This is a genomic window from Paraburkholderia terrae, assembly GCF_002902925.1.
GTDB classification, from domain to species: domain Bacteria; phylum Pseudomonadota; class Gammaproteobacteria; order Burkholderiales; family Burkholderiaceae; genus Paraburkholderia; species Paraburkholderia terrae.
Genome location: NZ_CP026111.1, coordinates 1,802,865 through 1,827,408, shown reverse-complemented (window position 1 = coordinate 1,827,408; position 24,544 = coordinate 1,802,865). Strand labels below are relative to the sequence as shown.

Annotated in this window: 26 protein-coding genes; 17 read left to right on the top strand and 9 right to left on the bottom strand. The window is 64.1% G+C overall.

Translation table 11 applies throughout. The annotated features are described in order from the left end of the window. Nucleotides 1–577 precede the first annotated feature (577 nt). The 4 genes from C2L65_RS08190 to C2L65_RS08175 all read right to left on the bottom strand — a co-directional run bounded on the left by C2L65_RS08190 (nucleotide 578) and on the right by C2L65_RS08175 (nucleotide 3,966). Nucleotides 578–1,357 carry a peptidylprolyl isomerase gene (locus tag C2L65_RS08190; protein WP_007585921.1) on the bottom strand — a complete coding sequence of 260 codons (780 nt, stop codon included), beginning with the start codon at nucleotides 1,355–1,357 and terminating at the stop codon, nucleotides 578–580. 10 nt (nucleotides 1,358–1,367) lie between these two features. After that, nucleotides 1,368–1,682: a BolA family protein gene (locus C2L65_RS08185; protein ID WP_042314161.1), complete on the bottom strand. Its 315-nt coding sequence runs from the start codon at nucleotides 1,680–1,682 to the stop codon at nucleotides 1,368–1,370. Nucleotide 1,683: 1 nt separating this feature from the next. Beyond that, nucleotides 1,684–2,214: a septation protein A gene (locus tag C2L65_RS08180; RefSeq protein ID WP_007585925.1), complete on the bottom strand. Its 531-nt coding sequence runs from the start codon at nucleotides 2,212–2,214 to the stop codon at nucleotides 1,684–1,686. Between the two features lie 234 nt (nucleotides 2,215–2,448). Further along, complete coding sequence (locus tag C2L65_RS08175) at nucleotides 2,449–3,966, bottom strand: protein adenylyltransferase SelO (RefSeq protein WP_486644369.1); 1,518 nt, start codon at nucleotides 3,964–3,966, stop codon at nucleotides 2,449–2,451. 197 nt (nucleotides 3,967–4,163) lie between these two features. Here C2L65_RS08175 and C2L65_RS08170 point away from each other — a divergent pair, with 197 nt between their 5' ends. The 4 genes from C2L65_RS08170 to C2L65_RS08155 all read left to right on the top strand — a co-directional run bounded on the left by C2L65_RS08170 (nucleotide 4,164) and on the right by C2L65_RS08155 (nucleotide 10,034). Next, nucleotides 4,164–5,867: a 3-(methylthio)propionyl-CoA ligase gene (locus tag C2L65_RS08170; RefSeq protein WP_042314163.1), complete on the top strand. Its 1,704-nt coding sequence runs from the start codon at nucleotides 4,164–4,166 to the stop codon at nucleotides 5,865–5,867. 187 nt (nucleotides 5,868–6,054) lie between these two features. Then, nucleotides 6,055–8,139 (top strand): 3-hydroxyacyl-CoA dehydrogenase NAD-binding domain-containing protein, encoded by a 2,085-nt coding sequence (locus C2L65_RS08165; protein WP_042314165.1) that lies wholly within the window; start codon nucleotides 6,055–6,057, stop codon nucleotides 8,137–8,139. Between the two features lie 39 nt (nucleotides 8,140–8,178). Beyond that, entirely contained in the window at nucleotides 8,179–8,805 is a 627-nt protein-coding gene (gene pncA / locus C2L65_RS08160) for a bifunctional nicotinamidase/pyrazinamidase (RefSeq protein WP_042314166.1), read from the top strand. Nucleotides 8,806–8,855: 50 nt separating this feature from the next. Continuing rightward, nucleotides 8,856–10,034 carry an acetyl-CoA C-acyltransferase gene (locus tag C2L65_RS08155; RefSeq protein ID WP_042314168.1) on the top strand — a complete coding sequence of 393 codons (1,179 nt, stop codon included), beginning with the start codon at nucleotides 8,856–8,858 and terminating at the stop codon, nucleotides 10,032–10,034. Nucleotides 10,035–10,137: 103 nt separating this feature from the next. Here the strand turns inward: C2L65_RS08155 and C2L65_RS08150 are convergent, their stop codons facing one another. Then, complete coding sequence (locus C2L65_RS08150) at nucleotides 10,138–10,356, bottom strand: hypervirulence associated TUDOR domain-containing protein (protein ID WP_042314170.1); 219 nt, start codon at nucleotides 10,354–10,356, stop codon at nucleotides 10,138–10,140. 157 nt (nucleotides 10,357–10,513) lie between these two features. On the opposite strand from C2L65_RS08150, the gene C2L65_RS08145 reads away from it, so the two are divergent. After that, nucleotides 10,514–11,359: an SH3 domain-containing protein gene (locus tag C2L65_RS08145; protein ID WP_081921319.1), complete on the top strand. Its 846-nt coding sequence runs from the start codon at nucleotides 10,514–10,516 to the stop codon at nucleotides 11,357–11,359. 31 nt (nucleotides 11,360–11,390) lie between these two features. Here the strand turns inward: C2L65_RS08145 and C2L65_RS08140 are convergent, their stop codons facing one another. After that, nucleotides 11,391–11,882 carry an LEA/WHy family protein gene (locus C2L65_RS08140; RefSeq protein WP_042314240.1) on the bottom strand — a complete coding sequence of 164 codons (492 nt, stop codon included), beginning with the start codon at nucleotides 11,880–11,882 and terminating at the stop codon, nucleotides 11,391–11,393. Between the two features lie 259 nt (nucleotides 11,883–12,141). Between C2L65_RS08140 and C2L65_RS08135 the strand changes: the two genes are divergently transcribed. Continuing rightward, entirely contained in the window at nucleotides 12,142–12,765 is a 624-nt protein-coding gene (locus C2L65_RS08135) for a trimeric intracellular cation channel family protein (protein ID WP_042314174.1), read from the top strand. Between the two features lie 54 nt (nucleotides 12,766–12,819). Here the strand turns inward: C2L65_RS08135 and C2L65_RS08130 are convergent, their stop codons facing one another. After that, entirely contained in the window at nucleotides 12,820–13,113 is a 294-nt protein-coding gene (locus C2L65_RS08130) for a GYD domain-containing protein (RefSeq protein ID WP_007585937.1), read from the bottom strand. A 436-nt stretch (nucleotides 13,114–13,549) separates the two neighbouring features. Between C2L65_RS08130 and C2L65_RS08125 the strand changes: the two genes are divergently transcribed. From C2L65_RS08125 to C2L65_RS08105, 5 genes are all read left to right on the top strand, one after another. After that, a complete protein-coding gene (locus C2L65_RS08125; protein WP_042314241.1) occupies nucleotides 13,550–13,849 on the top strand; it encodes a Dabb family protein in 300 nt (99 codons plus the stop codon). 6 nt (nucleotides 13,850–13,855) lie between these two features. After that, nucleotides 13,856–14,329: a PaaI family thioesterase gene (locus tag C2L65_RS08120; RefSeq protein WP_042314243.1), complete on the top strand. Its 474-nt coding sequence runs from the start codon at nucleotides 13,856–13,858 to the stop codon at nucleotides 14,327–14,329. A 59-nt stretch (nucleotides 14,330–14,388) separates the two neighbouring features. After that, the gene (locus tag C2L65_RS08115; RefSeq protein ID WP_042314176.1) at nucleotides 14,389–15,387 is read left to right on the top strand and encodes an NADP-dependent oxidoreductase; all 999 of its coding nucleotides are present in this window, start codon (nucleotides 14,389–14,391) and stop codon (nucleotides 15,385–15,387) included. Between the two features lie 52 nt (nucleotides 15,388–15,439). Further along, nucleotides 15,440–16,309, top strand: coding sequence for an SDR family oxidoreductase (locus C2L65_RS08110; protein ID WP_042314245.1), 870 nt, complete (start codon nucleotides 15,440–15,442; stop codon nucleotides 16,307–16,309). 88 nt (nucleotides 16,310–16,397) lie between these two features. Then, entirely contained in the window at nucleotides 16,398–17,357 is a 960-nt protein-coding gene (locus tag C2L65_RS08105; RefSeq protein ID WP_042314248.1) for an alpha/beta hydrolase, read from the top strand. A 21-nt stretch (nucleotides 17,358–17,378) separates the two neighbouring features. Here C2L65_RS08105 and C2L65_RS08100 read toward each other — a convergent pair whose 3' ends face one another. After that, nucleotides 17,379–18,197, bottom strand: coding sequence for an NRDE family protein (locus tag C2L65_RS08100; protein ID WP_042314177.1), 819 nt, complete (start codon nucleotides 18,195–18,197; stop codon nucleotides 17,379–17,381). 104 nt (nucleotides 18,198–18,301) lie between these two features. Then, complete coding sequence (gene ygfZ / locus C2L65_RS08095) at nucleotides 18,302–19,363, bottom strand: CAF17-like 4Fe-4S cluster assembly/insertion protein YgfZ (protein WP_042314179.1); 1,062 nt, start codon at nucleotides 19,361–19,363, stop codon at nucleotides 18,302–18,304. Nucleotides 19,364–19,440: 77 nt separating this feature from the next. Here ygfZ and mltG point away from each other — a divergent pair, with 77 nt between their 5' ends. The 6 genes from mltG (at nucleotide 19,441) to C2L65_RS08065 (ending at nucleotide 24,430) form a co-directional block, all read left to right on the top strand. Beyond that, nucleotides 19,441–20,451: an endolytic transglycosylase MltG gene (gene mltG / locus C2L65_RS08090; RefSeq protein ID WP_007733173.1), complete on the top strand. Its 1,011-nt coding sequence runs from the start codon at nucleotides 19,441–19,443 to the stop codon at nucleotides 20,449–20,451. Next, a complete protein-coding gene (gene tmk / locus C2L65_RS08085) occupies nucleotides 20,451–21,071 on the top strand; it encodes a dTMP kinase (RefSeq protein ID WP_007733170.1) in 621 nt (206 codons plus the stop codon). Before mltG ends, tmk begins: the two co-directional genes overlap by 1 nt. A gap of 93 nt (nucleotides 21,072–21,164) precedes the next feature. Continuing rightward, nucleotides 21,165–22,223 (top strand): DNA polymerase III subunit delta', encoded by a 1,059-nt coding sequence (locus tag C2L65_RS08080; protein ID WP_042314182.1) that lies wholly within the window; start codon nucleotides 21,165–21,167, stop codon nucleotides 22,221–22,223. 65 nt (nucleotides 22,224–22,288) lie between these two features. Next, a complete protein-coding gene (locus C2L65_RS08075) occupies nucleotides 22,289–22,795 on the top strand; it encodes a GNAT family N-acetyltransferase (protein WP_042314184.1) in 507 nt (168 codons plus the stop codon). A gap of 54 nt (nucleotides 22,796–22,849) precedes the next feature. Further along, nucleotides 22,850–23,641: a TatD family hydrolase gene (locus C2L65_RS08070; protein WP_042314185.1), complete on the top strand. Its 792-nt coding sequence runs from the start codon at nucleotides 22,850–22,852 to the stop codon at nucleotides 23,639–23,641. Between the two features lie 51 nt (nucleotides 23,642–23,692). After that, nucleotides 23,693–24,430: an ankyrin repeat domain-containing protein gene (locus tag C2L65_RS08065; RefSeq protein WP_042314188.1), complete on the top strand. Its 738-nt coding sequence runs from the start codon at nucleotides 23,693–23,695 to the stop codon at nucleotides 24,428–24,430. Nucleotides 24,431–24,544: the final 114 nt, after the last annotated feature.

The following is a 24,544-nucleotide window of genomic DNA, read 5'->3' as shown; positions in this document are numbered from 1 at the left end:
CGGCAAGCAGCAGCGAATCGTACCTGCCGCCCAGGTGGCAAACTGTGTGTCGGCCCCTTGTGCTCCACACGCCTCACTTCGGACCAGTAGCACGCGCGTCCCACCTTGTAAGAGCGCCAAGCTATACGACGCGACAACCTACACACAGTTTGCCACCTGGGCGGCTGTGGACTATCTGGCACGGCGTGCTGTAGTGAGGGTGTGTGAAGGCGGGTGAGGCGCATCTCGTGAGCGCTGGCAACGAACGTGGGTCACGTGATTGCCGTGTGAAGCGTAAGACCCTGTGGGGGCCCTCAGGCAGGAAGAAGAACTGGCGGTGTTAGCCGCTTTCTTTTGCCTACTTTTCTTTGCGGCGGCAAAGAAAAGTAGGTGCCGCCCCGCACAGGGGCGACGCGTGAAGCACGCTAACAAAGCGCGGATGCCAGCGAAAAGGCCAAGAACACCAGCCCGAAAGCAACTCGCGGATGCCAGCAAAACCACTAGCAAACCCAACAGCCCGCGCAGCCCAAACCTGGACCTACAAAAAGAAAAAGCCGCCCGCAGGCGGCCATCTCCGTGCGAACGCACGCAAAAAACTTTACTGCACCTTAGCCTTGGACCGAAGGTCCTCCTCAAACGCCTGCAGCTTTTCCTGCTGCATCTGCTGCGCAATCTGAGCCTTCACCTGCTCGAACGGCGGCGGCGGCGTCTGCCGCACATCATCGACGCGGATGATATGCCACCCAAACTGCGTATGCACCGGCGCATCCGTCATCTGACCTTTCTGCAGCTTCTCCGCGGCAGCGGCAAACTCAGGCACATAAGCCTTCGGATCCGACCAGTCGAGGTCGCCACCATTCTTGCCCGATCCCGGGTCCTTCGAGAACTGCTTCGCGAGGTCTTCGAAGCTCGCGCCAGCCTTGATCTTCGCAATCAGATCCTTCGCCTGCTGCTCGTTGTCGACGAGGATGTGGTGCAGGTGATATTCCTTGCCGCCAATCTGCTTGACCAGCTCGTCGTACTTCGCCTTCACTTCAGCATCCGTCGGCTGGTTCTTCTTCACGAAATTTTCGATCAACGCACGCAGCACCACAGTCTGCTGCGCAACCGCGACCTGCGCCTTGACGTCCGGCTTCGACGGAATCCCTTCGCGGATCGCTTCCTGCATCAGGATTTCACGGTTCACGAGTTCTTCACGAACAGCCTGTTGCAGCTTCGGCGAATCCTGTTGACCCTGCTGCACGAGTTGGGCGACCAGTGCATCGGCGCGTGACTTCGGAATCGGCGTGCCGTTCACAACGGCGATGTTCTGTGCGAATGCAGGTGCGGCCGCAAATGCAGCCAGCAAGACCCAGTAGCGGGTGTTTTTCAAGGTCATCGGAAGTTTCCTAACGGGACAGCAAATTGAATTCTTCTGGCGTGTAAGCCGTGATGGCGAGAGCGTGAATGCCGCGCTGCATGGCATCGGCCAGCGCATCATACACCATGCGGTGCCGCGCCACGCGAGCCTTGCCAGCAAAGGCGGCGGCCACGATCGTCACCGCATAGTGACCGCCCGCCGATGCGCCCGCATGACCCGCATGCAGCGCGCTGTCGTCGCGCACGGTGATCGACTCGACGGGTGCGAGCGCCGCTGTGACTCGCGCTTCGATTAGCGCGAGCCGTTCGGCAGGACTCGCGTGCAGGAAAACGTCGTCGTTCATGTCACTCTTCCTTCATATACTTCGACAGCCACAAACTCTGCCCGACGATAAACACGACCAGGCAGCCCGTCGCGCCAAACAACTTGAAGTTGACCCACGCATCGGTGGAAAAGTTGAACGCGACGAACAGATTGAGAATGCCGAGCAGCACGAAAAAGATCGCCCACACGTAGTTCAGCTGGCCCCAGATGCGATGCGGCAACTGGATCTGCTTGCCCATCATCGCTTCGATCAAATTCTTGTTAAACGCCAGCGCGGACACTACCAGCGCCACCGAAAACGCCCAGTACAGCACAGTCGGCTTCCATTTGATGAAGGTGTCGTTGTGCAGCACGAGCGTCGCCCCGCCGAACACGGTGACGACCCCGAGGCTCACCCACAGCATCGGGTCGACCTTGCGGTGCCGGAACGCGACCCACGCGATCTGGACGAGCGTGGCGGCGATCGCAACGGCCGTTGCCGTGAAAATGCCCCACACCTTGTACGCGACGAAGAACAGGATGATCGGAAACAGATCGAACAGGAATTTCATTGTCGGGTTGGGAATCCGGAGAGTGTTGGGCGCATCGTGCGCGCTGTCTGCGATGGTTCGGATGAGATCGGCGCATTGGCGGCGAGAGCCAGTCCGATCCGTCCGAAAAGTGCTGGCCACGCCGGCATGACGATCAGACCGCACGCGACGCTATCTGGGCTCGAATTGTAGCGCAGCCGGGTTGATGCAGTTGCAGAAGCCCGTCGACGCGGGCACGCGGGAACGGCCGCCGGCTCACGACGAACAGCTCACTTCCAGCGATGACGCCCAGTCGGGCGGCAGTCCTGCATAAGCTTCATAGTCGGGTTGCTCGTCGAACGGGCGGCGCAGCACGGTGGCCAGGCGCTCAACTTCGGAGAAATCCTTTTCCTTCGCCTGGCGGATCGCCGCCTCGGCCAGGTGATTGCGCAGCACGTATTTCGGATTCACGCGGTTCATCGCTTCGGCGCGCGCGGCGTCGTCGCGGGTTTCGTGCGACAGCCGCGCACGGTAGTCGTTCGCCCAGGCGTCGAACGCGGCGCGATCGAGAAACAGGTCGCGCACGCTCGTATCACCGCTCGCATCGTGCTTCGACAGTTTCGACAGATTGCGGAACGTCAGCGTGAAGTCGGCACGGTTCGCATGCATGATCTCGAACAGTTTGTTCGCGATCGCGTCGTCGCCTTCGCGTTGGGTTTCGAGGCCGAGCTTCGCGCGCATCCGCGCTTCGAGCGCGGGCGCAAATCGCGCCTTGAAGCCTTCGAGTACGCGCTGTGCGTCCTGCACCGCGCGCTCGCTGCGCTGCGCATCGTCGTAACGTTCGCCGAACAGCGGCAGCAAACCTTGCGCGAGACAAAACAGGTTCCAGTACGCGATCTGCGGCTGCATCCGGTACGCGTAACGGCCTTGCGAGTCCGAGTGATTGCAGATGTGATTCGCGTCGAAGCCATCCATGAAGCCGAACGGACCATAGTCGATCGTCAGGCCGAGAATCGACATGTTGTCCGTGTTCATCACGCCATGGCAAAAACCGACCGCCTGCCATTGCGCGATCAGATCGGCCGTCGACAGCACGGCTTCATTCAGCAGCGCGAGATACGGATCGTCGGCGTCGCGGCACGACGGATAGAAGCGGTCGATCACCTGATCGGCCAGTGCGCGCAGCGCATCGACACGATCGTTCGCGTAGAAATGCTCGAAGTGCCCGAAGCGCACGAAGCTCGGCGACACGCGCGTGACGACGGCGGCCGTTTCCATCTCTTCGCGGCGCACGGGCTGATCGGAGCCCGTCACGCAGAGCGCGCGCGTGGTCGGAATGCCGAGGTGATGCATCGCCTCCGAGCACAGATATTCGCGGATCGACGAGCGCAGCACCGCGCGTCCGTCGCCCATGCGCGAATAGGGCGTGCGCCCGGCGCCTTTCAATTGAAGCTCGAAGCGTTGGCCGTCGTGCTCGACTTCGCCAAGCGTGAGCGCGCGTCCGTCGCCCAGTTGGCCCGCCCACACGCCGAACTGATGCCCCGAATACACCGACGCATACGGCAACGAAGCCGCCGGCCAATCCCGCGTCGTATTGCCCGAAAAGAACTCGGCGAAGCCCGGCGCGCTTGCCAGCGACGCATCGAATCCGAGCATCGCCGCGACATCGGGCGCAAAGCCGACGACATACGGCGCCGGCAACGGCGCCGCTGGCAGGCGTGTCAGAAAGACGTTCCCGAGCGCGGCGAAGCTGCCTTCGCGCTGGTTGTCGATCGCGCCGGCGGCCGTCGACATGGAACCCGATAACCCTGCATTGCATGGGGAAAACGACATATTGAGCGCCTCTTTATTAACCGATATTGTAATTCCGCGCCTGCCGCGCTGCAGCGCGCGCATCCGAAGCGCATATCGAAGCGTATAGAGAAGCGCGTATCGATGTCGAATAACAACACGAGACAACACAACATCACACCTCTGGGAGACACCCGCGTATGACGACGCCGCTCTATGGACAGATGATGGACGTGCCGCTGACGGTTTCCTCGCTGCTGGCACATGCGTCACGCCACTTCGGCACGACGGAGATCGTGTCGAAGCGCATCGAGGGCGACGTGCATCGCTACACGTACCGCGATTGCGAGAAGCGCGCGAAGCAGCTCGCACAGGCGCTGATCGCGCTCGGCGTCGAAGCGGGCGACCGGATCGGCACGCTCGCCTGGAACGGCTACCGGCATCTGGAAACGTACTACGGCACGACGGGCTTCGGCGCCGTGTGCCACACGATCAACCCGCGCCTCTTTCCCGATCAGATCGCCTACATCGTCAATCACGCCGACGACCGCTACGTGCTGTTCGACATCACGTTCGCCGCGCTCGTCGATGTGCTCGCGCCGCAGTGCCCGAACGTGCGCGGCTGGATCGCGATGACGGACGAAGCGCACATGCCGCGCATGTCGACGGCCGCGTCGAGCTATGAATCGCTGCTCGCGCAGCACGACGGCGAGTTCGACTGGCCGCAAATCGACGAACGTTGCGCATCCAACCTTTGCTACACCTCGGGCACGACGGGCAATCCGAAGGGCGCGCTTTACTCGCATCGCTCGACGGTGCTGCATGCGTTTGGCGCGTCGCTGCCGGATGCGATGGGTCTGTCCGCACGCGATTCCGTGTTGCCCGTCGTGCCGATGTTCCATGTGAACGCATGGGGCATTCCGCACTCCGCGCCGCTGACGGGCGCAAAGCTCGTATTCCCTGGCAAGGATCTCGACGGCAAGTCGCTGTATGAACTGATGGAAGCGGAGCGCGTCACGTATTCGGCGGGCGTGCCGACCGTGTGGCTCGGCTTGCTCAACCACTTGCGCGAAGCGGGCGTGAAATTTTCGACGCTGCAGCGTACGGTCATCGGCGGGTCCGCGTGTCCGCCCGCGATGCTCAAGATGTTCCAGGAGGTCTACGGCGTCGAGGTGATTCACGCGTGGGGCATGACCGAGATGTCACCGCTCGGCACGCTGTCCAAGCTCACATGGGAGCAGTCGCAGCGCTCGCCCGACGAGCAGCGCAAGCTGCGCGAAAAGCAGGGCCACGTGATGTACGGCGTCGACATGAAGATCGTCGGCGACGATGGGCACGACCTGCCGTGGGACGGCGTCGCGTTCGGCGACCTGCATGTGCGCGGGCCGTGGGTGATCGACCGGTACTTCCGCAGCGATGCGTCGCCGCTCGTCGACGGCTGGTTTCCGACGGGCGATGTCGCGACGATCGACAAGGACAGCTTCCTGAACATCACCGACCGCAGCAAGGACGTGATCAAGTCGGGCGGCGAGTGGATCAGTTCGATCGACGTCGAGAACGTCGCGATTGCGCATCCCGCGGTGGCGGAGGCGGCGTGCATCGCGTGCTCGCATCCGAAGTGGACGGAGCGGCCGTTGCTCGTCGTCGTGAAGCGTCCGGACGCCGATGTGACGCGCGACGAGATGCTCGCGTTCTACGAAGGCAAAGTCGCGAAATGGTGGATTCCCGACGACGTCGTATTCGTCGACGAGCTGCCGCACACGGCGACGGGCAAGCTGCAAAAACTCAAGCTGCGCGAGCGCTTCCGCGACCACGTATTGCCGTCGGCGCTCGACATCGAGAACTGCCCGTTCGACGAGGAAGAAGCGGAGGCCGTCCGGCACGCGAGAACCGATCTGTCGTAAACCTCGGGTTTACGCTCATCCCATCCCAGCACGTATCGTTCAAATTGAAGTTCAAATTGAACGAGCGTGCTTTTTTGTGTATTCTGCCTGCTATCGCAAACGAACAGCGAATCAGCGGACAATGGTTCGGGTGTTCCCATCCGGGCTGCGCATATCAGGCGCATCCGCATCGCATGGAGGCAGGCAGATGGCAGTGGACTACACGACACACGACGGCGTCGCCGTCATCACGCTGAATAATCCCCCCGTCAACGGCCTTGGCCTGTCGACGCGCTCGGGCATTATCGAAGGCGTCGAGCGCGCGCTGGGCGATCCCGCCATCAAGGCGATCGTGCTGACGGGCGCGGGCAAGGCCTTCTCGGGCGGCGCCGACATCACCGAATTCAACACGCCAAAAGCGCTGCAGGAACCGACGCTGATGACGGTCATCAAGGCGGTCGAAGGCAGCGCGAAGCCTGTCGTCGCGGCGATCCACAGCGTCGCGATGGGCGGCGGCCTGGAACTCGCGCTCGGCGCGCATTACCGCGTGGCGGCGCCCGGCGCGCAGATCGCGCTGCCCGAAGTGAAGCTCGGCATCCTGCCAGGCGCGGGCGGCACGCAGCGTCTGCCGCGCGCGCTCGGGCTGGAAGCCGCGCTCAACATGATCGTGTCGGGCGCGCCCGTGATGTCCGAGAAGCTCGCGGGCACGCCGATTTTCGATGCACTGATCGAAGGCGATCTGATGGAAGGCGCGCTCGCGTTCGCGCGCAAGGTTGGCGCACAAAGCGGCCCGCACCCGAAGATTCGCGACCGCAAGATCGAGCATCCGAACGCGGCGGGCTTCATCCAGTTCGCGCGCAATAGCGTCGCCGCCATCGCGAAGCAGTATCCGGCGCCGCACAAGTGCATCGACGCAGTCGAAGCGGGCGTGCTCGAAGGCTTCGAGCAAGGCATGAAGGTGGAGCGTGACTGCTTCCTCGCTCTCGTGCAAACGCCGGAAAGCAAGGCGCTGCGCCATGCTTTCTTCGGTGAGCGCGCGGCCAGCAAGATTCCCGATGTGCCGTCCGACACGCCCGTGCGCGAGATCAAAAAGGTCGCCGTGATCGGCGCGGGCACGATGGGCGGCGGCATCGCGATGAACTTCATCAACGCGGGCTTGCCCGTCATGATGCTCGAAACGAAGCAGGACGCGCTCGATCGCGGCATCGCGACGATCCGCAAGAACTACGAGGCGACCGTCAAGAAAGGCAAGCTGACGATGGAAGCGCTCGAGCAGCGCATGGCGTCGATCACGCCGACGCTCTCGTATGACGATCTCAAAGACGCCGATCTCATCATCGAAGCCGTATTCGAAGAACTCGGCGTCAAAGAGCAGGTATTCAAGCGCCTCGACGAAGTCGCAAAGCCGGGCGCGATCCTCGCATCGAACACGTCGACGCTCGATCTGAACAAGATCGCCGCTTTCACGAAGCGTCCGCAGGACGTGGTCGGCATGCACTTCTTCAGCCCGGCCAACGTGATGAAGCTGCTCGAAGTGGTGCGAGGCAAGGACACGGCGAAGGACGTGCTCGCCACCGTGATGAAAGTCGCGAAGAAGATCAAGAAGACGGCCGTGGTGTCGGGCGTCTGCGACGGCTTCATCGGCAACCGGATGATCGAGCAGTACATCCGTCAGGCGCTTTTCATGCTCGAAGAGGGCGCGCTGCCCGCGCAGGTCGACAAGGCCATCGAGAAGTTCGGCTTCGCGATGGGCCCGTTCCGCATGAGCGATCTCGCGGGCAACGATATCGGCTGGGCGATCCGCAAGCGGCGTTATCAGGAGCACCCGGACATGCATTATTCGAAGATCGCCGACCGTCTGTGCGAGACGGGGCGCTTCGGGCAAAAGACGGGCGGCGGCTGGTACGACTACAAGGCGGGCGACCGCAACGCGTATCCGTCGAAGCAGATCGACGAGATGATCGTCGGGTATTCGAAGGAACTCGGCGTCGAACGGCGCAAGCTTTCCGACGAAGAGATCGTCGAGCGTCTGGTGTTCGCGCTCGTCAACGAGGGCGCAAAGATTCTCGAAGAGGGCATCGCGTCGAAGGCATCGGATATCGACATGGTCTATCTGACGGGCTACGGCTTTCCGCTGTGGCGCGGCGGCCCGATGCTGTACGCGGATACCGTCGGCCTCTACAACGTCGAGCACGCGATCCGCCGTTATGCGGCGCAACCGAACGGCGACGCCTGGCAGATTGCAGCGGGCATCGTCGAGCGCGCGGCGCAGGGGCGCGGCTTCAATAGCTGAACGCGCACGCACCCCCATCGCGAGACAACAGGAACAGTGATGAAAGATGCCAGTGAAGTTCTGCTCGTCGTCGACGTGCAGAACGACTTCATGCCGGACGGCGCGCTCGCCGTCGCGCGCGGCGACGAAATCGTGCCGCTCGTGAACCAGCTTGCGCGGCGTTTCAGCCATGTCGTGCTGACGCAGGACTGGCATCCGCCGTCGCATGTTTCGTTCGCCGCGAATCACGCGGGCCGCCAGCCGTTCGAGATGATGACCCTGCCGTACGGCGAACAGGTGCTGTGGCCGACGCACTGCGTGCAGAACACGCCGGGCGCTGCGCTGCACGCGGAGCTCGACATTCCGCATGCGCGCGCCGTGATTCGCAAGGGGCATCACGCGGGCGTCGACAGCTATTCGGCGTTTCTCGAAGCCGATCGCACGACGCCGACGGGACTCGCCGGCTATCTGCGCGATACGGGCGTGACGCGCGTGTGGTGCTGCGGCCTCGCGACCGACTATTGCGTCGCGTGGTCCGCGCTCGACGCGCGCGCGGCTGGCTTCGAGGTCGTCGTCATCGAAGACGCGACCCGCGCAATCGATCTGAACGGTTCGCTCGACAACGCATGGCGCGAGATGCGCGCTGCGGGCGTCGAACGCGTGAAATCGGCGGACTTGCTTGTCTGAGCCACGCGACGCGAACCACACACACTCTTTGAAATTTGCAGGAGACATGCATGACTGACGCCGTAATCGTATCGACTGCCCGCACGGGTCTTGCCAAATCGTGGCGCGGCGCGTTCAACATGACGCACGGCGCGACGCTCGGCGGCCACGTGACGCAGGCCGCCGTCGAACGCGCGAAGATCGACCCGGCGCGCGTCGAGGACGTAATCATGGGCTGCGCGAACCCCGAAGGCGCGACGGGCTCGAATATCGCGCGGCAGATCGCGCTGCGCGGCGGGTTGCCCGTCACGGTTCCGGGCATGACGGTCAACCGCTTCTGCTCGTCGGGCTTGCAGACTATTGCGCTCGCCGCGCAACGCGTGATGGTTGGCGAGGGCGATGTGTTCGTCGCGGGCGGTGTCGAGTCCATCTCGTGCGTGCAGAACGAAATGAACATGCACATGCTGCGCGAAGGCTGGCTGATGGAGCACAAGCCGGAAATCTACTGGCCGATGCTGCAAACGGCCGAGACAGTCGCGAAACGCTATTCGATTTCGAAGGATCGTCAGGACGAATACGGCGTACAGTCGCAGCAGCGCGCGGCGGCCGCGCAGGAAGCGGGGCGCTTCAACGACGAGATCGTGCCGATGACGGTGCTCGCCGGCATCGCCGACAAGGCAAGCGGCCGCCTGTTCACTAAGGAAGTGACGATTGCCGCCGACGAAGGCATCCGCGCCGACACGACTCTCGAAGGCGTATCGAAGATCCGTACGGCGCTGCCGGGTGGCGTGATCACGGCGGGCAACGCGAGCCAGTTTTCGGATGGCGCGTCGGCATGCGTCGTGATGAACGCGAAGGTCGCGGAGCGCGAAGGCCTGCAGCCGCTCGGTATTTTCCGCGGCTTCGCGGTGGCGGGCTGCGAGCCGGACGAAATGGGCATCGGCCCCGTGTTTGCCGTGCCGAAGCTGTTGAAACAGGCAGGTCTCAAGGTCGATGACATCGGTCTGTGGGAACTGAACGAGGCGTTCGCCGTGCAGGTGCTGTATTGCCGCGACAAGCTCGGGATTCCGAACGAACGCCTGAACGTCAACGGCGGCGCGATTGCCGTCGGTCATCCGTATGGCGTGTCGGGTGCGCGTCTGACGGGCCATGCGTTGATCGAAGGCAAGCGGCGCGGCGCGAAGTTCGTCGTGGTGACGATGTGCATCGGCGGCGGGCAGGGCGCGGCGGGCTTGTTCGAAGTCGTCTGAGCGCGCCTGCGCGTAGCGAATAGCTGGGGAATATGACAGCCCGCGTGCGAGAGTACGCGGGCTTTTTTGCGTCGGTTTTGCCTTAAGCGGGCTTTGCCATGCTTCAGTGCTTCGTCGTTTTGTGCAAAGCTTCCGCGCGATGGACGGCACGTTTGCCGCTTTTCTTGCTTTCGACCTCGTAATGCACGTCGTCCTTCGAAGCGGCCACGGTATGACCGTCCAGTTCCGTATGAGTGGAAATAGCGCGGACGATCTTGCCCGTTGTCATGCCCTGCGGCGTGTTCCAGTTGACGTGATCGCCCGGTTTCAGATCATGTTTCATGCCGTGCTCCCGACAGGTTGAATGCAGGCGAATGCTGCATCCGTTGTTCCCGTAACCGCCTCATTCCTGCGGCATCAATGGATGACAGATACCTGTCAGGCACACAATTCGCTGGTCGTTTCACGAACATATCCGCCAGACGATAAGGAGAACAATCATGCGAATGCGGGTTGCTTGCGTAGCTGTCATGGGGACGGTGGCGCTGTCGATCGCATCGGGAGCGGCGTCGGCGCAATCGCAGGCCTACACGAATCAGCCTGTCTACCTGTACGCGGGCCCAGCGCAGGATTACCCGGTCGTCGCGCAATTGCCCGCCGGGCAACCGGTGGCCGTCTACGGCTGCGTGAGCGGCTACACATGGTGTGACGTGGCGATCGAGCAGGCGCGCGGGTGGGTCTATGGCGGTTATCTGACGTATCCCTATCAGGGCAGCAATGTGCCCATCATGACGTACGGGACGGCGATCGGCCTGCCGCTGATTACGTTTTCGATTGGCTCCTACTGGGACCATTACTATCGCGGACGCCCGTGGTACGGCGAGCGTGGCCGCTGGGCGAATCATCCGCCGCCGCCGCATCGCCCGCCACCGCCGCCGCCTGGCGGTAATCGTCCGCCGCCAGGTGGGAACCGGCCGCCGTCCACGTCGCCCGCGTCGCCACCTCCGCCTGGGCCGCCTGGCGCTGGGCATGGACATCGGCCTGGGCCGCCGCAACAAGGCGGTCGTCCGCCAGAAGCGCCGCCACAGCAAGGCAGTCGTCCACCACAAGCGCCGCCACAGGAGCAAGGTGGTCGTCCGCCGGGACAGGGTGGCAATCCTCCTGGCCCGCCGCCTGCGCACGAGGGAGGACGCCCACCCGGGCCACCTGCTGCGCCGCCTGCTGCGCGTCCTTCGGGACCGCCGCCAGGCCAGGGCGGCGGACATCCGTCCGGGCCTCCGGGCGGCGGTGGCAACGCCCGGCCGCCAGCGCCTTCAGGACAAGGCAACGAAGGCACGAATCACTGATTGCGAGGCGGGACGCGGCCTTTTTGATGCACTACAGGCCGCTCAGGCTGCCCGTCGGCAGCGATAGCGCGCCCTGGTCGGTGAAGCGCGTGCCGCCCGTGATGCCGCCAGCAAGCCGGCCGCGCAGCATATAAGGAAGTTGGCCCGACTGCGCGCTGTCGGCGAACGCGAATGCCTGGCGGACGACGGTGAAGGCGGGCACCGTCAACGGCACGCCGATCACGGTTTCGCCGAAGCGCGGCACGGTGCCGCTCTGATCGCTGACGCCGCTCGCGAACGGCTTGCCGTTCAGGTCGAGTTCGACGGAAACGCCGTTGTAGTCGATGGGCGTTTCGTTCGGGTTCTGCACGCGCAGCTTCAGAGTGAAGCGCATCTCCATTCCCTGGCCCGCGAGCGGCTCGATCCCGGCGACGGTCACGCGCAGCGGATCGCCGCCGAACATACCCGCGCAGCCGCCAAGCGACAGCAGCGCGACGAAGAAGAGCAGCAAACGGGCGAAGCGCGCGGCGCGGTCGGCGTTCATGGTCATGATCCTCTCGAAGGGAACGCGTGAATGAGCGCGCGTCGTATGCACTATAGCGGCGCAGGGCGCTGAAGCGGGCGCAATCATGGGCAAAGCCAGACACGCTTTGCCCGTCGCCACGGCGATGAGACAATCGCGGCGCCCTTGGCGCGCGGCCGGTTTGCGCCGCAACAGGACGGTCCGGACGCATGCCAGCACGCGCCGTTTCGTTGTACCGTTCGGCTCGCCCCGAAGGCAAAACAGGCGCACGACAATCCGCATGAAACCGAAAATCGAAACTATCGTTCTTGGCGCCGATCTCGCGGGCACGTTCATCTTCGCGATCGAGGGCGCGGTGGCCGCGATGCACAGCGGCCTCGACCTGCTCGGCGTGATGGTGATCGCGTTCGTCGCGGCGCTCGGCGGCGGCGTGACGCGCGACCTGCTGATCGGCGCGACGCCGCCCAACGCGATCCGCGACTGGCGCTATCCCGCGCTGACGTTCGCCGCGGGGCTGCTCACGTTCATCTTCCACACCAATGCGCAAGGCTTTCCCGAGTTCTGGCTGATGGTGCTCGACGCGGCGGGCCTGTCGCTGTTCGCCGTCGCGGGCGTCGAAAAGGCGATGCTGTACCGGATCCGCCCGTTCGTCGCGGCGCTGATGGGCACGGTGACGGGTGTCGGCGGTGGCGTCATCAAGGATGTGCTGCTCGCGCGCATTCCGTCCGTGCTCGTCACCGATATCTATGCGACAGCAGCGTTCTTCGGCGCAGCCGTGGTGCTGATCGCGCGACGCTTCGGACTGTCGCCGGCGATGGCAGGCGTGGCGGGCGGCGTCGCTTGCTTCGTATTGCGCGTGGCTGCCGCAACGCATGGCTGGCATCTGCCGCGCGCGCAGCTCTGACTGCGGCGCGCGCGCGCACGCACGCTGCGAGCACCCCGCGCGCGGGACGCCAGGCTACTTCAAACCGCCGACGATCTTTTCCATCTCCGCTTCGCTGAACGCGCGCATCGTCGCCGTGCGCACGTTGCCTTGCGCGGCGAGCGCGAGACCGAGACGGGTCGTAGTTTCGTCGTCAGGCGAGTCGAACGAGATCACGAGGTCGTACGCGCCGAGCGTCCAGTTTACCGTGCCGACTGTCACGCCCATCGCCTTGCTGGCTTCGCGAAACGCGCGCGCCCGGTTGACAGTGTCTTTCGCGGTGCGCACACCCTGATCGGTCCAGTTGACCAGCATGAGGTAAGTGGCCATGTTGTCCTCGTGAAGTGAATTCAGATGATCCGCACACGATGCGGCGGCTCTCGGCGAGAGCGACGAACGCATCAACGGCGCGGGCCGTTTTCCATGCGTGCATAAGGCGGCAAAGAGGAAGGAAGACAAGGCGGCCGGGGCGCGGCGAGCTCGCGCGCGGGAGAAGGAATGGCCGCAGGTTGATGGCGCCCGGTTTCGGGTTGCGCGTGACGGCTGCTTGCGCGCACGGCCGGGCTGATTGCCTGAAAAGTATAGGCGACGCCAAGCACCGTGACGCGGTTGATCGCACGGACGTCCTGTGCGTTTGTCCTATGCCGTGCAGCTCGATTCATCGTCTCGCGCAGTGCAGGTATCATCTGACGAAGCGTGTTTCATGTGTGTCCTGCATGCGCTCCGTGCGGACCGCGACGCAAGGTCAACAGCAAAGGTGAACGTCTTGATTCGTCATATCGTGATGTGGAAGTTGAACGAGGGAGAAGGCCGGACGCGCGAGCAGAACGCGTCCGTGCTGAAGGAAAAACTGGAGGCCTGCCGCGATGCCGTGCCGGGCATCGTGCATCTCGAAGTCGGTATCGCGACACCGGGCCTCGACTCGACTTATGACGTCGTGCTCGTATCTGATTTCACCGACAAGGCAGCGCTGGACGCGTATCAGGTCCATCCCGCGCATCAGGCCGTGAAGGCGTTTCTCGCGCCGATCCGCGAGGCGCGTCAGGCCGTCGACTACGAACTCTGAATGCATATGACTGATTCTTCCAGCAACCAGCTGGTGATCGAAAGCCCGTTCATCGATCACCTCGGTGTTCAACTCATTTCGGCGGGGGACGGCGCCAGCGAAGTCGTGCTGGCGCTGCGTCCCGAACATCTGAACACGTGGGCCGTATCGCACGGCGGCATCACGATGACGCTCGCCGACGTCGCGCTCGCGATGGCCGCGCGCAGCCTCGCTGCCGATGGCGTCGGCGTCGTCACGGTCGAGATGAAGGTGAACTTCATGCAGCCCGGCAGCGGCGAGTTGCGCGCGACGGGCCGCGTGCTGCACCGTTCGACCACGATGGCCTATTGCGAAGGCGAGATCCGCGACAGCGAAGGCCATTTCGTGGCGAAGGCGCTCGGCACGTTCAAGTACATGCGGCGTCTTGCCGTTGGCCGCGAAGTGCGGCAGCAGCGACTGCGCAGCGATCCGTCGGCGAAGCCGGGGCCGAGTGACGGCTGAACGCCGTGTGTTGCCGTCGGTTCCCTATTTCAATCCATATTTCCGGAGACAAACCCGCCATGAGCCAGATCAATCGCCAGATTCTGCTCGTGTCGCGTCCGCAGGGCGCGGCATCCGCCGACAACTTCAAGCTCGTCGAAACGCCGCTTGCGCCGCTCGCCGAGGGTGAGGTGCGCGTGCGCAATCACTATCTGTCGCTCGATCCGTACATGCGCGGCCGCATGAGCGACGCGAAGTCGTACGCGACGCCGCAGCCGCTGAACGAAGTGATGATCGGCGGCACGACGGGCGAAGTCATCGAGTCGAAGAACGCGGCATTCAAGCCGGGCGACAAGGTGGTCGGCATGTTCGGCTGGCAGGAATTCGGCACGTCGGACGGCAAGGGCCTGGGCAAGATCGACGACACGCATGTGCCGCTCTCCGCATATCTCGGCCCCGTCGGCATGCCCGGCGTGACAGCGTGGTACGGCCTGAACCGGATCATCGCGCCGAAGGCGGGCGAGACGGTCGTCGTCAGCGCGGCGAGCGGGGCGGTCGGCAGCGTCGTCGGGCAACTGGCGAAGCAGGCAGGCGCGCGTGCCGTCGGCATTGCGGGCGGTCCTGACAAGTGTCGCTATGTGATCGAGACGCTCGGCTTCGACGCGTGCGTCGACTATAAGGCGGGCAATCTTTATCAGGACCTCAAGGCGGCGACGCCGGACGGCGTGGACGGCTGCTTCGAGAACGTCGGCGGCGAAGGGCTCGACGCGACGCTCGCGCGGATGAACGCGCATGGCCGCATTGCGTTGTGCGGCTTCATCGCGGGTTACGACGGCGCGCCTATGCCGCTCAAACATCCGGCCTTGCTGCTCACGCAGCGTCTGCTCGTTCAGGGCTTCATCGTCAGCGAGCATATGGATGTGTGGCCGGATGCGCTGAAGGAGCTCGGCACGCTCGTCGCGCAGAAGAAGCTGCAGTATCGCGAGACCGTCGCGCAAGGTCTGGAAAACGCACCCGAAGCGTTTCTCGGCATGCTCAAGGGGCACAACTTCGGCAAGCAGCTCGTCAAGCTGATCTGAGTTGGCGCATATCGCAACGCGCTACGCGCAATCGCTGAACAAGGGAAACGGCATGTTCGAGTTCGACGGCAAAGTCGCCGTGATTACAGGCGCGGCGAGCGGCTTCGGCCGCGCGTTCGCGGAAAAGGGCGCGTCGCTCGGCATGAAGCTCGTGCTGGCGGATGTCGACGCGAACGCGCTCGCGCAAACCGTCGATGCATTGCGCGCATCGGGCGCCGAGGCCAACGGCGTGCCAACGGACGTGTCCGATGGCGCAAAGGTTCAGGCGCTCGCGGATGCCGCGCTCGCGGCCTTCGGCAAGGTTCATCTGCTTTTCAACAATGCCGGCGTCGGCTCCGGCGGCTTTCTGTGGGAAAGCTCGGCGAACGACTGGGCGTGGGTGTTCGGCGTCAACGTGATGGGCGTAGCCCACGGTGTGCGTATCTTCACGCCCATCATGCTCAAGCAGAACGAGCCGGCTCACATCGTCAATACGGCGTCGGTGGCGGGGCTCCTGTCGCCGCCGTCGATGGGCATCTACAACGCGTCGAAGCACGCGGTCGTCTCGCTGACGGAGACGCTGTATCACGATCTGCAGAATGCGGGCGGCGAGGTCGGATGTTCTCTGCTGTGTCCTGCGTTCGTGCCGACGGGCATCGCCGATGCCGAGCGCGCGCGTCCCGAGTCGCTGCGCAACAGCGTCGAACCCACGCGCTCGCAACTCGCCGCCGACAAGCAGCTACAGCGCGCGGTGCGATCCGGCAAGCTGGGCGCGGCGGACGTCGCAGCGTTGACGTTCGACGCGATCGCCGCGCGGCGCTTCTACATCCTCACGCATCCCGCCATTCTCGAGACGGTGCGCCTGCGGCACGAGGATATCGAGCAGCAGCGCAATCCGACCGATCCGCTGTCGCTCAAACCCGAAGTCAAGGAAGCACGCTAGCGCGCTCGATGCGAGCGCTTCAACGCGCGTTCGTGGCATCATGGCGCGCTCATCCAACCGTCCGGCGCGTCGGCGCCGTCGTCCGACCATGCCGTTGAATCCGAAGATCGAGCAGGTGCTCGACATGATCGCGCGCGCAAAGCGCCCCGCGTATCACGATCTGACGCCGCAAGCGGCGCGGGCATCGTACGAGAAAAGCGCGCCGATACTCGAAGTGCCCACGGCGCCGATGTTTTCCGTCGAGGACATCGACGTGCCGGTGCGCGACGGCACGTCGATTCGCGTGCGTCTCTATCATCCCGCCGAGCCGCAATGGGCGAGTCCCGCGCCCGCGCTCGTCTACTTTCACGGCGGCGGCTTCACGGTCGGCAGCGTCAACACGCACGACGCACTGTGCCGGATGTTCGCGCGCGACGCGCAGTGCGTCGTGATGTCGGTCGACTACCGGCTCGCGCCGGAGCACAAATTTCCTACCGCTGTCGACGATGCGTTCGACGCGCTCAAGTGGCTGCACGAGAACGCGCCGCTTTACGGCATTGACGCGAGCCGGATCGCCGTCGGCGGCGACAGCGCGGGTGGCACGCTCGCCGCGGTATGCGCCGTGCTTGCGCGCGACGCAGGCATTCCGCTCGTGCTGCAACTGCTGATCTATCCGGGCACCGCAGGCCATCAACAGACCGACTCGCACGAACGCCTGGCGGATGGCTATCTGCTGTCCGGTGACACGATTCAATGGTTCTTCGAGCAATACCTGCGCGATGCCGACGACCGTCACGACTGGCGTTTCGCGCCGCTTGACGGCACGCGCAGCGTGCCCGGATTTCACGGGGTGGCGCCCGCATGGATCGCGACGGCCGAATACGACCCGTTGAGCGATGAAGGCGAAGCCTATGCGCACAAGCTGCGCGAGGCGGGCAATGCCGTCGCGTTCAAATGCTACGCGGGCATGATTCACGAATTCTTCAAGATGGGCGGCTACGTGCCCGACGTGGCCATCGCGCATGCGGACGCGGCGGCGGCATTGCGCGCCGCGTTCGGAATCGAATGAAGGTAAGCGGCCGTTTCGCCTTCAGGCGATATCGAACGTAAAACTGCGCTCGTAATCACCAGGACGCACGACGCGATGCGAGCCGTTGTCGTCGCTGCGTTCTAGCGCCGCGACGCTCAGGCGTCCATTCTGCGCAAACACCTGCACGGCCGTCGTGCCGCGCGTGCCGTAATCCGCCGTATCGATAAAGGCCGCCGACAGCGCGCGTTCACGTTCGAGTGAAATGCCCGTCGCCGGCAGTTCGTCGTCGCGCGCGACGTGCGGATCGCGCATCAGGCCGATCAGCGTCGCGAGCGGCGGGCGGGCGTCGGTGAGCGCCTGGGCAAGCTCGGCGCGCTTGCGCACGAGTTTCGGCCAGGGCGTATCGAGCACCGCGTTCGAGATGCCGTGCGTGCCCGGCGCGAGCAGCGTTGGCGCGGCGGGCGAGCGGTTGCAGTACCACGCAAGTTCGCGCCGCGTCCAGTCGCCGACGAGCAGATTGAAGCCGTTGTACATGTCGCCGTCGTGCGCGACGCGCAACAGATAGTCGAGCGGCGCGCCGCTTTCGATACCGTGATCACCCGACAGCCAGTTGCTGACCAGCGTGCCGCGCGTCGGCGCATCGGCGCGCATTTCTTTTGGCGCGCGATAGTTGGTGAGCGCGGCAAAGCGTCCGTCGCGCGTCATGCCGAGCCACGTGCCGCCGCCGACCAGATCGCGGCCCGCGAGCAAACCGGGCGCGTCGTCCCACCAATGCATCGGTTCGGCCGTGCGCTTGAGGAATTCATCGCGATTCGCCGCGAGCGTGAACAGCGGACCGTCAGACGCTTCGGGGCGCCAGTCGAACACGATCAGACACATCGGCAGAAGTCTTGGTAAAGAGAACGCGTGGATACGGCGGGAACACGCCGCGCCAGACATCCAGGAAGGAAGGCGCGACGCCGTGCGGATGTTGCGCTAGTGCGTCAGATTTCCGTCGGCAGCGCGTAAGGCAGCGGCAGGAACGTCAGCGCGGGGCCATCGGCGGAACCCAGATGCACGCTGCCGTTTTCGAGCGCGGCCAGCTTGATCTCGACGAGGGCATCGACGCCGCCGTCAGGCGCGGCCGCCGTGTTGACGAGCATTCCGCACGGCTGGCCTGGATCGTCCGAATGAAACAGCTCCGCGCCCGGCACGACGCTCTCCGTTTCGCCCGCGACATTCGCGAGCGACATGCGCCGCTTGATCGTGCCGCGATACTGACTACGCGCGACCACTTCCTGGCCCGGATAGCAGCCTTTGCGGAAATTGACGCCGCCGAGCACGTCGAAGTTGATCATCTGCGGCACGAACTGCTCGACCACACGCTGCGTGATGCGCGGCTCGCCGGCGCGGATGTCGAGCCAGTCCCACACGGCAGGCGACACGCGTCGCAGCTTGGCTTCGAGCACGGGCAGGCGCGCTTCGACTTCCGCTTTCGGTCCGATCCACACGTAACGCAGGCGGCCCGCCGCATCGGGCACGCGCACCAGCGACCCCGCCGGTCCGTCCACCTTCACGTGTACACCGTCGGGAATCGCGTCGAACACGCCCGACAGCGCGCCTCGCACGTCACCGGCGAGACCGACGGCAAGCGTATCGCCCGACGCGTCGCTGAGCTTCGCTTTCGCGCGCAGCACGAACATCGACAGACGTTTTTGCACGGCGGGCTGCACGTCCTTCGACACCAGCATCCGGATCGATTCACCGTTGCACCATACGAGGAACGACGCCAGCAGCCGGCCTTTCGGCGAGCAGTAGCCGGCAAGGCGTGCCGTCGCGGCGTCGAGGTGCTGCGTGTCGCTGGTGAGTTGCGAGTGCAGGAAGGCAGCGGCGTCGTCGCCCGTCGCATCGATCACGCCGAACTGCGGCAGCGGCATGAAGGCGCCGCCCGAGAGCACGGCGTCGAACTCCTCGCGCGCGGGGCGCGGGAACACGGGAAGCGCGACGGAAACAGCAGCAGAAGCGGGGACGGCGGTGCCAGGAGCAGAAGCAAGCGGTGCGTTCATGGATTCGGGGAACAGTCAATTCTGACTTTGGCGGAGGCAAGCAAGTATTATATTGGCTTCACCCGAACCACGTTTCCATGTCCCTCCTGAAGAAATGCCTCATCGCCTGCGTCGTGCTCGCGATGCTGCTCGCCGCCGCGACGTACGGCGCGTACCACTGGGCCACCACGCCCGTCCCGCTCGCCACCCCGCAACTCGATGTCACGATCAAGCCGCACAGCAGCCTGCGCAGCGTCACGACGCAGCTCAACCGTGGCGGCGTGCCCGTCGAGCCGGAACTGTTCGTGATGATGACCCGCGTGCTCGGACTGCAGTCGGCGCTGAAGTCGGGCAACTACGAATTCAAGCAGGGCATCACGCCGTACGACGTGCTGCAGAAGATCGCGCGCGGCGACGTCAACGAGTACGTGGCGACGATCATCGAAGGCTGGACCTTCAGGCACATGCGCGCCGAGCTGGATTCGAATCCGGCGCTGAAGCACGACACGGCGGGCATGTCGGACGCGGATATCCTGAAGGCGATCGGCGCGCCTGAAACGCCGACGGGCAACGGCGAAGGGCTGTTCTTCCCGGACACCTACCTGTTCGACAAGGACACGAGCGACCTCGACGTCTATCGACGCGCGTACCGGCTGATGAAGCTGCGCATCGACGAAGCATGGGTGGCGCGCGCGCCCGGTCTGCCGTACAAGACGCCGTACGATGCGCTGACCATGGCGTCGATCATCGAAAAGGAAACGGGCAAGGCGTCCGACCGTCCGATGGTCGCGGGCGTGTTCGCGAACCGTCTGCGCGTCGGCATGCCGCTGCAGACCGATCCGACCGTCATCTATGGAATGGGCGAGAGCTACTCGGGCCATCTGCGCAAGAAGGATTTGCAGACGGACACTCCTTACAATACCTATACGCGGATGGGCCTGCCGCCTTCGCCCATCGCGCTGCCGGGCGTCGCGTCGCTACAGGCCGCGCTCAATCCGGCGCAGACCAGCGCGCTCTATTTTGTGTCGCGCGGCGACGGCAGCAGCATCTTTTCTGACACGCTCGGCGATCACAACAAGGCCGTCGACAAATACATTCGAGGTCAATGATGGCTCGGGGAAAATTCATCACGTTCGAGGGCATCGACGGTGCGGGCAAGACCACGCATCTCGGCTGGTTCCGTGACCGGCTGGAGCAGAAGCTCGCGCCCACCGGCCGTTCCGTCGTCATGACGCGCGAGCCGGGTGGCACGAAGCTCGGCGAGTCGCTGCGCGACATCCTGCTGCACCAGTCGATGGACCTCGAAACCGAGGCGCTGCTGATGTTCGCCGCGCGCCGCGAGCATCTTGCACAGGTGATCGAGCCGGCGCTTGCGCGCGGCGACTGGGTGCTATCCGATCGTTTCACCGACGCGACCTTCGCCTATCAGGGCGGCGGACGCGGGCTGCCGCGCGACAAGCTGGAAACGCTCGAGCGCTGGGTGCAGGGCGGCTTCCAGCCGGATATGACGGTACTGTTCGACGTGCCGCCCGAAACGGCCAGCGAGCGGCGCAGCGCGGCGCGCGCGCCGGACCGTTTCGAGAGTGAATCGGACGCGTTTTTCACGCGTACCCGCACCGAATATCTGCGCCGTGCGGAGGAAGCGCCTTACCGATTCGATATCATCGACTCGACGCGCAGCATCGCTGAAATTCAGAAACACCTTGAGGAATTGATCGTATCTCTTTGATTTTGCGTCGATATAAATTCATCCTATATCTGCGACAAAACTCATCCGATACATCAAAAAACTTCTTCAACCATTTGAATTTAAAGAGAAACAATGATTTATCCGTGGCAAACCGACGACTGGAACCGCCTGCAGCAATTGCGCGCCCACTGGCCGCATGCGCTGCTGCTTCACGGGCAGGCCGGCATCGGCAAGCTGCGCTTTGCCCAGCACCTGGCGCAGGGCCTGCTGTGCGAATCGGCGCTGCCCGACGGCCAGCCGTGCGACACCTGCGCGGCATGCACATGGTTCAAACAGGGCAATCACCCCGACTACCGGATCGTGCTGCCGGAGGCGCTCGCTGCGGAAGCGGGCTTCACCAGCGCCGCCGCCGATGAAAAGGCTGAAAAAGAGAAAGCCGACGCCGACGAAGGCGGCAAGAAAACGCGCACGCCCAGCAAGGAAATCAAGATCGAACAGGTGCGGGCGCTGCTGGACTTTTGCGGCGTTGGCTCGCATCGCGGCGGCGTGCGCGTCGTCGTGCTGTATCCCGCCGAAGCGCTGAACGTCGCCGCGGCCAACGCGCTGCTGAAAACGCTCGAGGAGCCGCCTGCGGGCGTGATTTTCCTGATGGTGTCGGCGCGCATCGACCGGCTGCTGCCGACCATCATCAGCCGTTGCCGCCAGTGGCCGATGACGACGCCGTCGCCGCAGTCCGCCACTGCATGGCTCGCGCAACAGGGCGTTGATGATGCGCCGGGCCTGCTCGCGGAAGCAGGCGGCGCACCGCTCGCGGCGCTGGCGCTGGCCAGCGACGAAAACCGTCCGCTGCGCGACTGGACCCTGAAACAGCTGGCTGCCGGTCCCAACTGCGACGCGTTCGCGTGCGGCGAGACCTTGCAGAAGTTGCCCGTGCCGCTCGTGCTCGGCTGGCTGCAGCGCTGGATGTACGATCTGCTCGCCCAGTCCACGGTCGGCACGACGGGTACGCCACGTTATTTCCCGGCGGCGTCGGCGGCGCTCTCGCGTTGCGCATCGCAGGCCGACGCGAACGGTTTCGCGCGCTTCATGCGGACGGTCACGCGGCAACGCGCAGTCGAAAACCATCCGCTCAACGCGCGACTCGTGTTCGAAGAACTGTTTCTCGGTTATCGCGACCTGTTCGTCCAGTAGCCAAGTCCGTTCGCAGCGCATGTGAAGCACAACCGTTTTTAGCTCATTCCATCAACGACATCGACATGACTCTTCAATACCGCGACGCTACGCTCGACGATCTGCCCGCCATCGTCGCCATCTACAACTCGACCGTGCCGTCGCGGCAGGTGACGGCGGACCTGGAACCTGTGAGCATCGACAGCCGCCGCGCGTGGTTCGAGGCGCACGGTCCTGAGAAACGTCCGCTGTGGGTCGTCGAAGATCAGGGAAGAGTGATCGCGTGGCTGAGTTTTTCCGATTTCTACGGACGCCCGGCCTATCAACGTACGTCCGAAGTCAGCATTTATCTGGACGAAGCCGCGCGCGGCAAGGGTCTGGGCAAGAAACTGTTGGCAGCCGCGCTGGAAGCCGCGCCGAAACTGGGTATCGACACGGTGCTCGGCTTTGTATTCGGCCACAATGAGCCTAGCGTGCGACTGTTCCAGGCGTTCGGCTTCGCGGCATGGGGCACGCTGCCGCGCGTCGCGGTGCTGGATGGCGTCGAGCGCGATCTGGTCATCCTCGGCAAGCGTCTGGACGGCGCGCAGTAAGCGTCGCGCTACGGCTCGCCTCAAACGTCATCGGATTTTTCGCAGGACTTCACCATGTTTGTCGATTCCCACTGCCATATCAACTTCGAAGGACTCGGCGACCGTCTGCCGCAAGTGCTGGAAAACATGCGCTCGCATTCGGTCACGCACGCGCTGTGCGTGTCCGTCGACTTCGAAACGCTGCCGTCCGTGCTGGACATCGCGCGTTCGTACGACAACGTGTATGCGTCGGTGGGCGTGCATCCGGACCACGAGGATGCGCGGGAGCCGACGGTCGCCGAACTGGTCGAACTGGCGCAGCATCCGAAGGTGGTCGCGATCGGCGAGACGGGGCTCGACTATTACCGCCTCGAAGGCCGCTCGATCGACGACATGGAATGGCAACGCGAGCGTTTTCGCGTGCATATCCGCGCCGCGCATCAGACGGGCAAGCCGCTGATCGTGCATACGCGCGCGTCGTCGGCGGACACGCTGCGGATCATGGCCGAGGAACGCGCGAGCGTGCCGGGCGGTGTGATGCACTGCTTTACGGAGCCGTGGGCCGTCGCCGAACAGGCCCTCGCGCAGAATTTTTATATTTCACTGTCGGGCATCGTCACGTTCAAGAGCGCGACGGACGTGCAGGACGTCGCGCGCCGCGTGCCGCTCGAGCGTCTGCTGATCGAAACCGACTCGCCGTACCTCGCGCCCGTGCCGTATCGCGGCAAGCCGAATGAACCTGCGTACGTCAGTTATGTCGGACGCTTCATCGCGCAGCAGCGCGAGATGGCGGACGAAGCGCTCGCGGCAGCGACCAGCGAGAACTTCTTCCGGCTGTTCAAGATTCCGGCGCCGGCAGGCGTTTGAAGTGAAAAATACGTAGTATCAATAGGATAGGAAATTTTCCTAAAGTAATACATGAAAAATTATCTGACTGAGAGCCACCAGGACGCCACACCCGCACGCGCAGCCGGCCTGTGCCGTGGCCTGGCGAAACTGACGCTGGCAGCGGGTGTCGCGCTCGCGACGCTCGGCGCGCTGCCCGCGCACGCGGCGCCCGCCGACACGATGATCAAGGCCGTCAAGTTCGACGACGTGAAGGAAGTGAAGAAGCAGCTGGCGAACGGCATGGACCCGAACATGGCCGACAACCAGGGCATCCCGCTACTCGTGATCGCCGCGCGCGAGAAATCGGACAAGGTGGTTGCCGCGCTCCTCGAGAACCCGAAGACGAATATCGAGATTCTCGACAAGGCGGGCGAAAACGCGATGATGATGGCCGCGCTGACCGGCGACATCGACATCGTGAAGCAGCTGATCGCCAAGGACGCGGAAGTCAACAAGAAGGGTTGGGCGCCGTTGCACTACGCGGCGGCGAACGGCAATGACGACATCGTCAAACTGCTGCTCGATCACGACGCGTACATCGACGCCGGCTCGCCGAACGGCACCACGCCGCTGATGATGGCGTCGCGCGGCGGCCATGTGTCGACTGTGAAGCTGCTGCTCGACAGCGGCGCGGACCTCAACGTGAAAAACCAGCTCGGGCTGACGGCGCTCGATTTCGCCAAACAGTACAAGGAGCCCGATGTCGTCGAAGGGCTGACGGCACGCCTCCAGCAAATGCAGAAACAGGCCCCGCAGGCGCCCCAGTAACGCCGCAAAACAGTGCAAAATAGCAGCTTGGGCGCGGGTCACCACGCGCCTGAATTGCAGCCGGGACGGGTGGCTAAAACCGCGCGGCAAAGACCGCCGGACACCGTCAAGTTC

Bases quoted from the DNA above. Each gene is read 5' to 3' on its own strand.
- C2L65_RS08105 (WP_042314248.1), top strand. From the start codon at position 16,398: ATGCCGTTGAATCCGAAGATCGAGCAGGTGCTCGACATGATCGCGCGC.
- ygfZ (WP_042314179.1), bottom strand. From the start codon at position 19,363: ATGAACGCACCGCTTGCTTCTGCTCCTGGCACCGCCGTCCCCGCTTCT.
- C2L65_RS08175 (WP_486644369.1), bottom strand. From the start codon at position 3,966: ATGTCGACGGCCGCCGGCGCGATCGACAACCAGCGCGAAGGCAGCTTC.
- C2L65_RS08120 (WP_042314243.1), top strand. From the start codon at position 13,856: ATGACTGATTCTTCCAGCAACCAGCTGGTGATCGAAAGCCCGTTCATC.
- C2L65_RS08145 (WP_081921319.1), top strand. From the start codon at position 10,514: ATGCGAATGCGGGTTGCTTGCGTAGCTGTCATGGGGACGGTGGCGCTG.
- mltG (WP_007733173.1), top strand. From the start codon at position 19,441: ATGTCCCTCCTGAAGAAATGCCTCATCGCCTGCGTCGTGCTCGCGATG.
- C2L65_RS08135 (WP_042314174.1), top strand. From the start codon at position 12,142: ATGAAACCGAAAATCGAAACTATCGTTCTTGGCGCCGATCTCGCGGGC.
- C2L65_RS08180 (WP_007585925.1), bottom strand. From the start codon at position 2,214: ATGAAATTCCTGTTCGATCTGTTTCCGATCATCCTGTTCTTCGTCGCG.
- C2L65_RS08170 (WP_042314163.1), top strand. From the start codon at position 4,164: ATGACGACGCCGCTCTATGGACAGATGATGGACGTGCCGCTGACGGTT.
- C2L65_RS08190 (WP_007585921.1), bottom strand. From the start codon at position 1,357: ATGACCTTGAAAAACACCCGCTACTGGGTCTTGCTGGCTGCATTTGCG.
- C2L65_RS08185 (WP_042314161.1), bottom strand. From the start codon at position 1,682: ATGAACGACGACGTTTTCCTGCACGCGAGTCCTGCCGAACGGCTCGCG.
- C2L65_RS08065 (WP_042314188.1), top strand. From the start codon at position 23,693: ATGAAAAATTATCTGACTGAGAGCCACCAGGACGCCACACCCGCACGC.
- C2L65_RS08140 (WP_042314240.1), bottom strand. From the start codon at position 11,882: ATGAACGCCGACCGCGCCGCGCGCTTCGCCCGTTTGCTGCTCTTCTTC.
- C2L65_RS08110 (WP_042314245.1), top strand. From the start codon at position 15,440: ATGTTCGAGTTCGACGGCAAAGTCGCCGTGATTACAGGCGCGGCGAGC.
- C2L65_RS08155 (WP_042314168.1), top strand. From the start codon at position 8,856: ATGACTGACGCCGTAATCGTATCGACTGCCCGCACGGGTCTTGCCAAA.
- C2L65_RS08150 (WP_042314170.1), bottom strand. From the start codon at position 10,356: ATGAAACATGATCTGAAACCGGGCGATCACGTCAACTGGAACACGCCG.
- C2L65_RS08070 (WP_042314185.1), top strand. From the start codon at position 22,850: ATGTTTGTCGATTCCCACTGCCATATCAACTTCGAAGGACTCGGCGAC.
- pncA (WP_042314166.1), top strand. From the start codon at position 8,179: ATGAAAGATGCCAGTGAAGTTCTGCTCGTCGTCGACGTGCAGAACGAC.
- C2L65_RS08100 (WP_042314177.1), bottom strand. From the start codon at position 18,197: ATGTGTCTGATCGTGTTCGACTGGCGCCCCGAAGCGTCTGACGGTCCG.
- C2L65_RS08115 (WP_042314176.1), top strand. From the start codon at position 14,389: ATGAGCCAGATCAATCGCCAGATTCTGCTCGTGTCGCGTCCGCAGGGC.
- C2L65_RS08080 (WP_042314182.1), top strand. From the start codon at position 21,165: ATGATTTATCCGTGGCAAACCGACGACTGGAACCGCCTGCAGCAATTG.
- C2L65_RS08165 (WP_042314165.1), top strand. From the start codon at position 6,055: ATGGCAGTGGACTACACGACACACGACGGCGTCGCCGTCATCACGCTG.
- C2L65_RS08075 (WP_042314184.1), top strand. From the start codon at position 22,289: ATGACTCTTCAATACCGCGACGCTACGCTCGACGATCTGCCCGCCATC.
- C2L65_RS08130 (WP_007585937.1), bottom strand. From the start codon at position 13,113: ATGGCCACTTACCTCATGCTGGTCAACTGGACCGATCAGGGTGTGCGC.
- tmk (WP_007733170.1), top strand. From the start codon at position 20,451: ATGGCTCGGGGAAAATTCATCACGTTCGAGGGCATCGACGGTGCGGGC.